The organism is Acinetobacter sp. Marseille-Q1618 (assembly GCF_902809855.1).
GTDB lineage: Bacteria > Pseudomonadota > Gammaproteobacteria > Pseudomonadales > Moraxellaceae > Acinetobacter.
On record NZ_CADDWJ010000002.1, the window covers coordinates 535216 to 548773 of the forward strand.

The 13558-nt window shown below is 40.3% G+C and carries 11 protein-coding genes and 1 riboswitch; of the genes, 1 reads left to right on the forward strand and 10 read right to left on the reverse strand.

Going from position 1 to position 13558, the window contains the following annotated elements:
* Nucleotides 1-103 precede the first annotated feature (103 nt).
* From HUS24_RS09775 to HUS24_RS09800, 6 genes are all read right to left on the reverse strand, one after another.
* On the reverse strand, nt 104-469 hold the full coding sequence (locus HUS24_RS09775) for a YkgJ family cysteine cluster protein (RefSeq protein ID WP_173911854.1): 366 nt from the start codon (nt 467-469) through the stop codon (nt 104-106).
* 137 nt (nt 470-606) lie between these two features.
* Entirely contained in the window at nt 607-1404 is a 798-nt protein-coding gene (locus HUS24_RS09780) for an MBL fold metallo-hydrolase (RefSeq protein ID WP_173911855.1), read from the reverse strand.
* Nucleotides 1405-1676: 272 nt separating this feature from the next.
* Entirely contained in the window at nt 1677-2255 is a 579-nt protein-coding gene (locus HUS24_RS09785; protein WP_173911856.1) for a TMEM165/GDT1 family protein, read from the reverse strand.
* An 89-nt stretch (nt 2256-2344) separates the two neighbouring features.
* A riboswitch (yybP-ykoY riboswitch) is annotated at nt 2345-2495 on the reverse strand.
* Between the two features lie 134 nt (nt 2496-2629).
* Nucleotides 2630-4627, reverse strand: coding sequence for a 2-oxo acid dehydrogenase subunit E2 (locus HUS24_RS09790; RefSeq protein WP_173911857.1), 1998 nt, complete (start codon nt 4625-4627; stop codon nt 2630-2632).
* Nucleotides 4627-7338, reverse strand: a complete 2712-nt coding sequence (gene aceE / locus HUS24_RS09795) for a pyruvate dehydrogenase (acetyl-transferring), homodimeric type (RefSeq protein WP_173911858.1) — start codon at nt 7336-7338, stop codon at nt 4627-4629. Before aceE ends, HUS24_RS09790 begins: the two co-directional genes overlap by 1 nt.
* A 280-nt stretch (nt 7339-7618) precedes the next feature.
* Nucleotides 7619-8359 carry a M23 family metallopeptidase gene (locus tag HUS24_RS09800; RefSeq protein WP_173911859.1) on the reverse strand — a complete coding sequence of 247 codons (741 nt, stop codon included), beginning with the start codon at nt 8357-8359 and terminating at the stop codon, nt 7619-7621.
* 106 nt (nt 8360-8465) lie between these two features.
* Here HUS24_RS09800 and HUS24_RS09805 point away from each other — a divergent pair, with 106 nt between their 5' ends.
* Nucleotides 8466-8906: a DUF721 domain-containing protein gene (locus HUS24_RS09805; RefSeq protein WP_173911860.1), complete on the forward strand. Its 441-nt coding sequence runs from the start codon at nt 8466-8468 to the stop codon at nt 8904-8906.
* 97 nt (nt 8907-9003) lie between these two features.
* Here the strand turns inward: HUS24_RS09805 and lpxC are convergent, their stop codons facing one another.
* The 4 genes from lpxC to HUS24_RS09825 all read right to left on the reverse strand — a co-directional run bounded on the left by lpxC (nt 9004) and on the right by HUS24_RS09825 (nt 13556).
* Nucleotides 9004-9906, reverse strand: coding sequence for a UDP-3-O-acyl-N-acetylglucosamine deacetylase (gene lpxC / locus HUS24_RS09810; RefSeq protein WP_173911861.1), 903 nt, complete (start codon nt 9904-9906; stop codon nt 9004-9006).
* A 125-nt stretch (nt 9907-10031) separates the two neighbouring features.
* On the reverse strand, nt 10032-11213 hold the full coding sequence (ftsZ, locus tag HUS24_RS09815; RefSeq protein WP_173911862.1) for a cell division protein FtsZ: 1182 nt from the start codon (nt 11211-11213) through the stop codon (nt 10032-10034).
* Between the two features lie 163 nt (nt 11214-11376).
* A complete protein-coding gene (gene ftsA / locus HUS24_RS09820; protein WP_065993097.1) occupies nt 11377-12639 on the reverse strand; it encodes a cell division protein FtsA in 1263 nt (420 codons plus the stop codon).
* Between the two features lie 62 nt (nt 12640-12701).
* Entirely contained in the window at nt 12702-13556 is an 855-nt protein-coding gene (locus HUS24_RS09825) for a cell division protein FtsQ/DivIB (protein WP_173911863.1), read from the reverse strand.
* Between the last annotated feature and the right edge of the window lie 2 nt (nt 13557-13558).

Genomic DNA, 13558 nt, shown 5'->3' on the forward strand with positions numbered 1-13558 from the left:
TTCAGTATAACGAATAATCACATATAAAAAATATGGTTTTAAATATTTGTTACAACCTTATGTAATATAAAAGTTTATACCAGTTCACACTTCAAGTAGTGCTTTAGCAAACTTGATCAAAATCTTCATCATTACTTGGCAGTACAGGCTCAATTTCAATGAATGGGATCAGGCCATGAGCAGTACGGGCTTTATTGCACTGTGCATCGCCTGCTTGAACCTCTTTACAACTTGAGCTGCGCTGTTCATACATCGTGCAACTTACTTGCTGTCCGATCTCACCTGACAACATCACACAACGTGGATTTTTCTGATTGGTTCCTTTCATGCATGAATAAACTGGGGTTAATTCTTCAACTACATCGTTCGGCATGATTTCGCCTTCTGCCCAATAAAAAGACACTCTAAAAAAGGCGCAGCATGCTCCACAGCTTAAGCACGCATCTTGTGCAGGGATTTGAGACAACATATTTTTAAAATTCTCGTGGTCAAAAAAACCTCTTTCACTTTGACGCAGTGAAAGAGGTTTAAAGTAGATTTTGGCGACTCAAATCTTAAAAATATTTTTTATTCAACTCAATCTTTTTTTCTAATTTTTTTGTTCATTTATTGTGGGCACGTAAACACCATTTCATCCATTAAATCGATTCCGCATTGTAAGTTTTCAATCCAGTCTAAAAACTCATTAATCATCTCTTTGCCAACAAAAGGTGTTCCATGTTGCGGCACGATCATTTCCACATCCATTTGTCGTACCATTTTCACCCAAAGGCGAATCACACGATTTGAACACATATAACGCTGATGAAAGCCTTTCATGGTTGGAATATGCTCTGCAAAGCTACTGATTGGGCGAGCAGCATCTTTCACCATTGAAGCACCCATATCCCCTGAGAATAAAATTTTCGCAATAGGATCGTAAAATTGGAAATTCCCAACAGAGTGTAAAAAGTGCGCAGGTACAGCAATAATTTTACTGTCACCTAAAGTAATCGCTGCACCTTGATCAGGAAGTTCAATCAAACGCTCCAACCATCCACCTTTCATGCGATCACTCATAAACGCAGAGTTTAAATGGGGTAAAAAGCGTGCCCATAACTTTGAGGCAACAACCTTGGCATCGGTATATACTAACCAACGTGGCATAGAGGTAATAATGTCAGGGTCTTGATGTGATGCCATGACATAATCAAGATTTTGTAAACGTGTATATTTGTTTAACTCCATGGTCAATGGCACATAGGTTAAGTCGCCACCCGGGTCTAATACTGCCGCTCGGTCATGATCAAGAATTAAAAACTGATTGGCTTGTACACCTTCACCTTTAACTAAACTCGTAAAACTAATACATTTATGTGTACCATTATCGAACAGTACCTGCGATGTGGTGCGATCTAAAGCCATACCCCAACCCCTACAAAATATTCATCTATATCGCTTCTTTCATTTCTCTACAAAACACACGACATTTTTATATCGAAATTTCCTGTACAAAATTATAGATAAAAAAATCCAATGAAAGAATGTGAAAAACATACTTTTTATTCCTTATAATCTATAAGGATTCAAACCAAATTACAATTAAAACCCAATATAACTTATCGAAAATTTCACTTATATGCCAAGTAAAGCGCATCTCCCCCATAAAACAGGCAAATGCACTTTCAAAATGAAGCTTAGAAAAAGTAATGTTGTACTAAAGCAGCTACACCAATGATCAAGAAAATCAGTGCGCCAATTTTATGAATCAGTGAAATCGGTAATTTTTCTGCTAATTTATTACCAATAAATACCGCAGGTGCATTCACCAACATGATGCCGAGTGTTGTACCTAAAGTGACCCAGCCAATACTGTCAAAACGAGCAGCGAGAGCAACTGTGGCGATTTGAGTTTTATCACCAATTTCCGCAAGAAAAAATAAGACAAAAGTTGCACCAAACACCCCATACTTTTGCCATTTATTAATACTTTCGGACTCGTCATCTAATTCATCTGGGATCAACATCCACCCAGCCATTGCAATAAAACCGAGGGATACAATCCATAATAGAACGGTAGGACTTAAAACTGTAGTAATCCATTGTCCAAGTAAAGCTGAAACACCATGATTGACAACGGTTGCCAAAAAAATAGCAATCAGAATAGGGACAGGTTTTCGAAATTTTGCAGCAAGTAATAAAGCAAGAAGTTGGGTTTTATCACCCATTTCAGATAGGGCAACCACCACAAGTGAGATCAAGAAGGCATGTAACATGTCATTTTCTCTGGCTAGCAATATTTACCAATGACTTACCCCTCCTGCTAGCCTATATGAATAGTCGCCTATTCAATGCGGAGTGATAAATCAAAGGTCTTGCCAACAAAAGAAATGCTTAAAATAAGCAAATTGGTTCTTTGCTATGATGACCATGTTCTGTTGAACAATTATGTTGACCATCACCTATTCACAGATCAAGTTGATTGTGAATAGCGGCTACTCCCCAATGAAGTGTGCGTCTATCTTAATGGGCTTCATGTTTATTTTCAATGAAATTCATCTGAAGCTTTTTGATAAACATATTTGATTAAAGTTTAATACATAAAAAACCCCGCCGTAGCGAGGTTTCGATTGATCTTGATGACCTTAACTTAGAGCAAAATATTACGGATATCTGCTAAAAGTTTGGTGAGTTTATTGGTAAAACGCGCTGCGTCTGCACCATTGATCACACGATGATCATAGGACAATGACAATGGCAACATCAGTTTTGGATCAAAACCTTCACCATTCCATACAGGTTGCATGGTTGCAGGAGAAATACCCAAAATCGCCACTTGCGGCCAGTTCACGAGTGGTGTAAATGCAGTACCACCAATAGAACCTAAACTAGTAATGGTAAAATTCGCACCTTGTAAGTCTTTCGGAGAAAGTTTTTTGTCACGGGCTTTTTGACTCAGCTCACCCAATTCAATCGCGATTTGTTTAATCGACTTTTGGTCAGGATTGCGTAATACAGGAACTGTTAAACCATCTGGTGTCGCTACTGCAATACCCATGTGAATCTCATTACGCAGTACTACAGACTTTTGATCATCTGCTAAATGACTTGCAAAATAAGGCTCTTCTTTGAGTAAGAACGCTACCGCTTTAGCAATAAATGCTAAAATCGTGAGGCTAATGCCGTCTTGTTTAAATTTAGCTTTCAATTCACCACGCCAAGCTTCAAGCTCGGTAATATCCGCCAAATCAAACTGCGTCACTTGTGGAATAAAGTTATTTAATGACAACTGAGGTACAGACACTTGCTGCAAACGGGTCATTGTTGCAACTTCACTACCACCGAATGCACTAAAGTCAGGTAAGGCAGGCAAACCCGAAGCCGCCTGTGCAACAGTTGCTTGCGGCGCAGCTTGTGATGCAGTCAGTCGCTGCTTCACATAAGCAAAGACGTCTTCTTTCATGACACGATCATGAGGTCCAGAAGATTCAACTTGCGCAAGTAATACGCCAAGCTCACGTGCAAGTTTCCGTACTGCTGGTCCTGCATAGACTTTGGCATTTTCAGCTTGTTGTTCTTTGCTGAGTTTATCTGAAGTATTTGCCACATGCGCTTTTGGTTCTTCAACTGCTATTTTTTCAGTTTTAGGCTGTGTTTTGGTTTCAGCAGCTTGCGGTGCATTCGTGGCTTTTTCTTTGGCAACTTCTGAAGGCTGCACATCAGCAATCCCATCAATCGTCACCAAAGGCATACCTTGTTTGACTTCTTGGTTATCACTAACATGAATCGCTTTAATCGTACCTGAAACTGTGCTTGGTACTTCAACCGATGCTTTGTCTGATTCAACCACAACCAAACTTTGATCTTTCTCAACACGATCGCCAACACTAACCAAGATTTCAGAAACAGAGGCTTTGTCTACACCCAAATCAGGTACAGCAATTTCGACTGAGCCAGATTGAACAGGTTTAGACTCAGCTTTAGGTGATTCAGTAGCTGTTGACGCTGTTGGAGCAGTTTGTTTATTTTCAGTGCTTGAAGATTTTTCTTGAGCCACAGAAGTAGTTTTTACAGTAATTAAGACCACACCTTCTTTAACACTGTCGCCTTCTTTCACAACAATATTTTCAATCGTACCAGCAACTGTGCTTGGGACTTCAACTGTTGCTTTGTCGGACTCAACCACCACGATACTATCGTCAACAGCAATTTCATCGCCCGCTTTCACTAAAACTTCACCGACCAGTGCTTTTTCCACACCAATGTCAGGTACTTTCACTTCAACTATTTCTGAGGATGTTGCTGCTGCATTTGTATTCTCAGCTTTTGGCTGTTCAGTGCTAACGTGTTCTTGGGTTGATTCTGCTTGTGCTTTTTCTTCACTTTGGGCAGGTTCTGATTCACTAGTTTCAGCTTGTGCAGCATCTGCTTCAACTTCAATCAATACCGCACCTTCAGCAACCTCATCACCTTCAGATACAGCAATACTTTTCACTACACCCACCGAAGTGCTAGGTACTTCGACAGAGGCTTTATCTGACTCAAGCAACACGATGCTGTCATCGATTGCGATCGTGTCACCCACTTTAACCAAAATTTCAGCGACAGTGGCTTTTTCTACACCAATATCAGGAGTTTTAATTTGCATTATTTATTCTCCTCGCTTGATTCAGTATAAGCCGCAACATCTTGTACGGATGGATGAGCTTGTGGCAACCATGCAACGGGACGATCAACATCAAGTTCAAAGGTAGAAATCGCATCTTTAACTAAACGTGCATCAACTTCGCCTTCATCTGCTAGTTTTTTCAAAGTTGCAACCACAATGTGTGCCGCATCTACACCAAAGAAACTACGCAAATTACCACGCGTATCTGAACGACCATAACCATCTGTACCCAAAGTTACATAAGGACGGCTGTCTGGTAAATATGCACGGATTTGTTCACTATAAGCGCGGATATGATCCGTTGCCGCAACCACGATACCATCTGTACCACGAAGTTGTTTTGATACCCAAGACTCTTTACCATCTTCCAGTGGGTGTAAACGGTTATATTCCTCAACCGCCATACCATCACGTGCAAGCTCATTAAAACTTGTCGCACTCCAAATATTGGCATGAATTTGATATTCATCTTTTAAGATTTGTGCAGCTTTAATCACTTCACGCAAGATCACGCCTGAACCAATCAACTGAACGGTTGCTTTGTCATCTTTTTCAAATAAATACAGACCTTTTTTAATGCCCTCAATGGCTTCTTGTGGCAAGGCAGGCTGATCATAATTTTCATTCATCAGAGTTAAATAATAGAACACACGCTCCTGATTTACATACATACGTTGTAAACCATCATGAATGATTACCGCCAACTCATAGCCAAAACAAGGATCATACGCCACACAGTTAGGAATGGTATTTGCCAAGACATGTGAATGACCATCTTGGTGTTGTAAACCTTCACCATTTAATGTGGTACGACCTGCAGTTGCACCAAACAAGAAACCTTGTGCCTGCGAATCACCTGCCGCCCATGCAATATCACCAATACGTTGGAAACCAAACATCGAGTAATACATATACATTGGAATCATTGGTAAGTTATTGGTTGAATAACTTGTCCCTAATGCAGACCACGCACTCATTGCACCAGCTTCGTTGATCCCTTCTTGAAGCATATGACCATCTTTTGCTTCACGATAATTCATGAGTTGCTCTTGGTCTTCTGGCGTATAGTTTTGCCCATGCGCCGCATAAATGCCCAGTTGACGGAACATCCCTTCTAAACCAAAAGTACGCGCTTCATCTGGAACAATTGGCACAACACGGTCTTTAATCGCATTTTCTTTCAATAAAGCTGCAATCAAACGCACCATAACCATCGTAGTGGATTGCTCTTTGCCACCACTGCCTTTTAAGACGCTATCAAAGACAGAAAGCTCTGGAATTTGCAAAGCTTCACTTTCTTTACGACGTGCAGGTAAATAGCCACCAAGTGCTTCACGGCGTGCTTTCATATATTTCAATTCAGGAGAATTTTCACCTGGACGATAGAAAGGTAATTCTTCCAGATCTTCATCTTTGAATGGAAGATTAAAGCGATTACGGAAATATTTTAATGATTCCAAATGCATTTTTTTGATTTGGTGGGTTTTATTCACCGCTTCAATTTCATCAGATAAACCATAACCTTTAACTGTTTTCGCCAAAATTACAGTTGGTTGACCATTACTGGTCATGGCAGCAGCATATGCAGCATAAACCTTGTATGGATCGTGTCCACCACGATTGAGATTATCAATATCTTCATCACTCAAGGTTTTAACTAATTCTTCAGCTTCAGGATATTTACCAAAGAAATGCTCACGGGTATATGCACCACCTTTCACCTGATAACGCTGATAATCACCATCTAGCGCTTCATCCATACGTGCTTTTAATGCGCCAGAAGTATCTTTATCTAGTAGTGGGTCCCAATGACGTCCCCAAACCACTTTAATGACTCGCCAACCTGCACCACGAAATAATGATTCTAGTTCTTGGATAATTTTACCATTACCACGAACAGGGCCATCTAAACGCTGTAAGTTACAGTTAATCACCCAGATCAAATTGTCTAGTTTTTCACGCCCTGCTAGAGAAATCGCCCCCAAGCTCTCTGGCTCATCCATCTCACCATCGCCAAGATATGCCCAGACTTTACGATCTTCTTCTTTGATCAAACCACGATTCATCAAATATTTTTGAATGTGCGCTTGATAGATCGACATGATCGGACCTAGACCCATCGACACGGTTGGGAACTGCCAGTAATCAGGCATTAAATAAGGATGTGGATAGCTTGAAAGACCTTGACCACCGACTTCACGACGGAAATTATTCAGTTGATCTTCAGTCAAACGCCCTTCTAAATAAGAACGCGCATAAATCCCCGGTGCACAGTGACCTTGATAATAGATCATGTCGCCACCGAAGTGATCACTATTGGCACGGAAGAAATGGTTAAAACCTACATCATACAATGTTGCTGAAGATGCAAAACTTGCTAAGTGACCGCCTAAGTCGTCCCCTGTTTTATTGGCACGTAGCACCATCGCTAAAGCATTCCAACGGATGAGTGCACGGATACGGCGTTCCATGTCTGCATCGCCCGGCATAGCAGGTTGTTCTTCAACAGGAATCGTATTTAAGTAGGGAGTATTTAGTCTCTGAATAGACACATGCTTTGCAATTGCTTGTTGGTATAGTTTTTCGAGCAAAAAAGCAGCACGATCAGTTCCCATATGCTGTAACACAGAATCAAAGGCATCTTGCCATTCTTGTGTTTCCTGAGCATCAGTATCACCATAATACGCCATGTTTCACCTACTCCTTAGACTAATTTTCTATATCTTATATGTATCATGTTTTAAGGGTGTTAAGTTATCGTTACAGATGAATGTAGGCATGTCGTATTATTTAGTAACTAAATACACATTGACCAAAGCTTACACAAAGCAACAAAAAACCGCCAATAATGGCGGTTTTTTATACATTTAAAATTTTATTTAATGATAGTGTATTCAAATCAACTGTTAGCGATGAACATCATACAAGCGTTATTGTTGATGCCAATAAATTGAATTCGCTAAATATTTATTATGGCAACATTGCTAAATAAGTTGATGGATTTTTACGTTGGCCATCTTTTACAACTTCATAATGCAAATGAGGACCTGTACAACGGCCTGTACAGCCAACATTGGCAATATGTTCACCTGCTTGCACTTGATCGCCGACACGTGCAATTAGACGTGATGCATGCGCATAGCGTGTGATATAGCCATTACCATGGTTAATTTCTACATATTGACCATAACCTGTACCCCAACCTGATTTGGTCACGATGCCAGAACCTGTTGCATAGATTGGTGTACCACTTGGCGCAGAAAGATCTAAACCTGAATGATGCTCAGCACGACCACCCATAGTACGACCACCAAAGTCGGAACTTACACGTTTCATGTCAGGTAATGGATGTGCCACTAACCATGAATATGGAGAACCTGCTGAATAGCGAGATGCTGTAGATGTAGTGTTTGCAGAAGAGACCGATGCTGAACCGTATTTTTTAGCAATTGTGGCATTGTTGAGCTCAATTGGTTTGTCTTGACTACGCAGATGTGGTTGGAAAGTCAAACTTCCTGGAATGTCCATATCATCTGGATGAGTATAAGAACCTTGAGATACCGTTGTCGGTTGAGATAATGTTTTTGAAAGTTGCTCTAAACGATCTGGAGCTGAAGTATGAGAAGCATCTAATTGAACTAAATCTGCGAATGCAACCGATGCAGCAGAAGCTGCCAAAGAAAATGCCAATAAAATACGTCGCGAATGCATAAAAACCTCTTTTAACTGTTCTTAGTCAAGTTCCTTGAGTGATCTCGTCCTTGATATCTACTGAAACGAGGGCTTAAGATAAGACATAACTATGTAGGAACAATGTATGTCTGAACCTAAAAATCTCTTTTATCAAACAAGACAACACATAAAAACAGGAAACTTATCGTTTCTTAAAAAGCAAGTTGCCGAATGGCAAAGACTTACTAAATTAATTCAACCCTTATTACCTCAACCCGAAGTATGGCAGGTCGTCTGTTATCAATATGGTATTTTGACGATTACCGGTGAAAATCAAGCCATGATTAGTCAACTCGGCTACCTTCAAAAACAATATATTTCTCAATTGTCACAATTAGAGGAATTTAAAGATTTACAAAAGCTACAAATTCGACTGCGTGATAAAACAAAGCAAACTCAAACTTCTTATAAACCTGTTCAATCTCTCGACCCAGCAACGCAGGAAATGTTACAACACGCTGCGAGTTTTGTAGACGATGCTAAGCTTAGCCAAGCTTTATTGCGTTTGGCAAGCAATAAAAAGTAAACAAGAAAATAAAAAACCAAATATTGCATTTACAAAAAGTCAACCAAGTCACATTTTTAAATGTTATCTTATAACATTACTTCCTGAAAGCAATGACTTATAAGACTTGGACATATTGAATAGGACAAGACTTCATGTCATCAAATGTTACAATTTCATAGCTGCTTGGATCATTTTTAACATTGCGTAAAAGCTGATTATTTAAAGCATGCCCTGATTTATAACCATCAAATTTGGCAATAATTTGATGTCCGAGCAAATATAAGTCACCCACTGCATCTAAAATTTTATGGCGCACAAACTCATCGGCAAAGCGTAAGCCTTCTTCATTTACGACACCTGTATCATCTAAGCCTACGGCATTATCCAAACTCGCGCCTAAAGCAAGATTATGAGATTTCAGATAATCCAAATCTTTCATAAAGCCGAAAGTTCGTGCACCACTGACTTCATAAACAAATGTTTCTGTAGAAAAATCAATGGTCGCTGACTGGAACTCTTTGGCAAAGGCTGGATGATCAAAATCAATTTCAAAGTTGATTTGGAAACCGTCATGCGGTGAAAAGATCGCTTTTTTATCATCAATGAAAGCTGAAACTGGTTTAAGCAGACGAATGAACTTCTTCGGTGCATCCTGTTCAACTAGACCGCCTTGCATGAGCAGGTAAATAAATGGACCTGCACTACCATCCATGATTGGAATTTCAGAAGCAGACACTTCAATAATTAAATTATCAATACCTAAACCTGCAATTGCACTGGTTACATGCTCAATCGTGCCGACTTTGGCATCATTTTCCACTAAGTTTGAGCACATAAAAGCTTCTTGTACCAACATTGCATCGGCACGAATTTCTACAGGTGGATTTAGATCAATACGACGAAACACAATACCCCCATCAGCAACATGTGGCAAAAAGTTAATTATGACTTTTTGTCCACTATGCAGTCCGATGCCACTCGCTTTCACGACACGTTTCAGGGTCCGTTGTTTCAACATGCTAATTCGGTCTTCATTCTCAAATCCGCTATACGTTAGCACATTTAGCCATTGATAAAAAACAAAAAAGGCAGTGAAAATGACTACCTTTTTCGATAATACTTATTCTTTATCTAAATAATCAATTACTTACGTTGTTGATTCTTCAAATAATCCTGAATACTCATTGGCGTAGAACGAGGTGATGCACTCGAGCTTGCAGCAGGAACATCATTATTTTGACGCTTGCTGATCGCTGGAATATCATCTTCATCTACAGGATTTTGAGTAGATTGTTGAACATTTGCAGCAACATTTACAGGTGTACGACGTTTTACTTCTGCTTCATTGGCATTGCGTGTTAAACCTGTTGCAATCACCGTCACACGAATCTCATCACGTGCGTCTGGATCAAACACTGTACCAAAGAATACTTCACCTTCGTCAAGGTCTACGATTTGGTTGACAACATCCGTGATGATTTCTGTTTCACGCAAAGTAACATCCGCACCACCAGTGATATTAATCAAGACGCCTTTGGCATTCATGATATTTACATTGTCTAGTAATGGGCTACGAATTGCCAAACGTGCAGCTTCTTCAGCACGATCTGGACCACTGCTCTTACCTTCACCCATCATTGCATAACCACGTGTACTCATCGCAGTTTTCAAATCGGCAAAGTCAAGGTTAATGTGACCTGGACGAACCACTAGATCAAAAATACTACGTACCGCATTGAGCAAAACGTCATCAGCTTTACGATAGGCATCTTGCATAGAGATGTCACCATAAACACTGAGTAAGCGTTGGTTTGGAATAATAATTAAAGAGTCTACATGTTGCTCTAAAGCTTCAATGCCTTTTTCTGCTGAACGTTGGCGACGACGACCTTCAAAGTTAAATGGCGTTGTGACCACACCAACAGTCAAAATACCCATTTCTTGTGCAATTTCAGCAACAACAGGTGCAGCACCTGTACCTGTACCACCGCCCATACCCGCAGTCACAAAGACCATATCCGCACCTTCAAGGTGCTGACGGATCAACTCTCGACTTTCTTCAGCAGCAATTTGACCTACATCTGGATTTGCACCAGCACCCAAACCACGTGTGCTTTGTTCACCAAGTTGGATTTTAAAAGGTGCATTCATACGGTCTAAAGCTTGTTTATCTGTATTTGCACAAACAAATTTTACGCCTTTAATGTCCGATTGCACCATGTGTTGCACGGCATTACCACCGCCACCACCTACACCAAAAACAGTAAAACGGGCTTGACCGTTACTATCGGTTTGTTCATCTTCTAAAAATTCGAATGAGGCCATGACCTTTAGATTTCCTACTTAATGTGTGGCAGTCACTTAAGCCCGTATACTGCCTTGATCTTCAATAAAAAAATTTGTTTTTAGGATGATGCGCATTGTTAAACTTGTCAAGTATAGGACGATACGCTTACAACTTTTTAACAATATTCCCAAAAAACCACACCTAAAAAATACCTTTCAATTTGTTATTCATTGCAGTCCAACCATTGGCTATACGCTCCCACATCGAGCGTTGTTTATTGACTTCTGGTTCTTCTACAGCATCTTGCATGTCACCTTGACTAAATAACAATAAGCCCGATGCAGTGGCATACATAGAGCGACGTAAAGCAGATAGATGTTGGTCATCAGCATAAACATTCACTGTTGGATTGCCTAAATGGGCAGAAACTCCCAACATTCTACGTGCTAACGTTACCATACCTTCAATTTGACATACATCCCCAGTCAGTACCACACCGTGATATAAACTTTGTAATGCACCACGTTGTTCTAACTCATGACGAACCAAGCTTAAAATTTCTTCATAACGCGCGATGATAATCTCAGCAAGCTCAATTCGACTAATCGTCTGTGGTCCATCAATCGCTTCAAACTGAATCATGTGTTCAGGCTTCACCTGATGAATATCTACACACCCATAGAGTAACTTAATTCGCTCTGCTTCTTCTGTAGTGGTTTGTAATACAGCTGCAATATCTCGTGTGACATTTTCACCACCACGTTGTATGGTATGTGCAAGCACCAAATGCCCTTCAATATAAACCGCAATGTTGGTTGTTCCTGCACCAATATCCAGCAAGCATACGCCATACTCTTTTTCATCTTTCAGCAAACTGCCTTCAGACGTTGCCAAACAAGACACCACCATTTTTTCTACAGAAATATTTGCGCCTTTCATCGCACGGTCTAAATTTTGCATGGTCGCAATTGGCATCATCATCAATTGATAATGTGCTGTCATGCTGTGTGCCGTGAGATTAATCGGATTTTGCACCCACTCTGTTGAGTCATCTAACTCAAAGCCAAGCGGTACAGCTGTTGCCAAATAATGGTCTGCCGTCATATGACTGGCTTTGGCTAACTCTAAGGCACGAACAACTTCAGAGGTGGTAATAATTCGATCTGGATTGGCAATTGGGGTACGACCTATCGCATAATAGCTTTGTAATTCTGTACTTGGGATAGATACCCATGCTGAATGCACACGACATTCTGCCATATCTTCTGCTTCTTGCACTGCTTGTTTAATGGCAGTAATTACTTTATCTAGGCTGACTATTTTGCCTTTATTCATGCCTTTATTGCGTGCACTTGCCATGCCAATAACCTGAATATTATCAGGGGCATGTACTTTACCTATTAGAACTGAAACTTTATGTGTCCCAATGTCTATCGCAACAACTGAGGGAACAGCTTCACTCATCACTTCACTACCATTATCTTCATTGTTTATCTTTGGCTTAGCGCCTCTTATAAAGCCATCTATTATGGCTGTACTCCACTTGCATCTGCAACGTTTAGGTCATTGTTGGTTACAACAAATTCACCATTTAAAATTTGTGGTGCTTTGGAACCTTTCCATTGAATCGCAAGACCATTTCTATAGCGTAAATCAATCGCTGAAATATTTGGCCAAACCTGTTTTAAATCTGTTTGTGCCAAATGACTTAAACGTTGTAACTTACTCATGGTTTGGTCTTGATCAACAATAATTCGCAGACCTGAATCAAACTGCATAAACCATGTCATTCGTTCTGTTAAATAAAGTTCTTTTAACCGAAGATTGGCAGGATGAAAAAGTTGATTAATTTCATTATAACGACGCATCATCACTTTAGATTGGCTCAGTGGGCCATGTAAAAGTGGTAAATTGTTATGATTTCGTATTTGTACTTCGCTATACACATCACCACTGTCGCTCAGCAAACGCCCTGTACCCCAACGTGCAATCGCATGACGAGGCATCACTCGAACACGGATACCATTTGGCCATGCACGTGATACAACAACTCGATCCACCCATGATACTTCCAAAGTTCGATCTCGAATTTTTTCTAAGTCAGAAGTGAAGTAATTATCCTTCACCACAGGCGCTAAATGCTGGGACAAAACTTGATTTTCTAGTGCTGAATTTGTTCCTACCACTTGCAAAGTCGCCACTTTGGCATCTGTGACCAGTTTATATAAGCCAAAAAAACCCACAATCAATACCAAGACAGCAACAAGCATTAGTAGCCAACCACCCGCATTGATTAACTTTTCTTTGCGAGTCGGTGGCTTATCATGGATTGATGTAATCGCCGCGCGTTTACGGCGCATGGAAGCAGGTAATTGAGCCATAA

Coding starts and splice junctions, on each gene's coding strand:
- ftsZ (WP_173911862.1), bottom strand. CDS start 11,213: ATGGCCTCATTCGAATTTTTAGAAGATGAACAAACCGATAGTAACGGT.
- HUS24_RS09775 (WP_173911854.1), bottom strand. CDS start 469: ATGTTGTCTCAAATCCCTGCACAAGATGCGTGCTTAAGCTGTGGAGCA.
- lpxC (WP_173911861.1), bottom strand. CDS start 9,906: ATGTTGAAACAACGGACCCTGAAACGTGTCGTGAAAGCGAGTGGCATC.
- HUS24_RS09800 (WP_173911859.1), bottom strand. CDS start 8,359: ATGCATTCGCGACGTATTTTATTGGCATTTTCTTTGGCAGCTTCTGCT.
- aceE (WP_173911858.1), bottom strand. CDS start 7,338: ATGGCGTATTATGGTGATACTGATGCTCAGGAAACACAAGAATGGCAA.
- ftsA (WP_065993097.1), bottom strand. CDS start 12,639: ATGAGTGAAGCTGTTCCCTCAGTTGTTGCGATAGACATTGGGACACAT.
- HUS24_RS09790 (WP_173911857.1), bottom strand. CDS start 4,627: ATGCAAATTAAAACTCCTGATATTGGTGTAGAAAAAGCCACTGTCGCT.
- HUS24_RS09785 (WP_173911856.1), bottom strand. CDS start 2,255: ATGTTACATGCCTTCTTGATCTCACTTGTGGTGGTTGCCCTATCTGAA.
- HUS24_RS09780 (WP_173911855.1), bottom strand. CDS start 1,404: ATGGCTTTAGATCGCACCACATCGCAGGTACTGTTCGATAATGGTACA.
- HUS24_RS09825 (WP_173911863.1), bottom strand. CDS start 13,556: ATGGCTCAATTACCTGCTTCCATGCGCCGTAAACGCGCGGCGATTACA.
- HUS24_RS09805 (WP_173911860.1), top strand. CDS start 8,466: ATGTCTGAACCTAAAAATCTCTTTTATCAAACAAGACAACACATAAAA.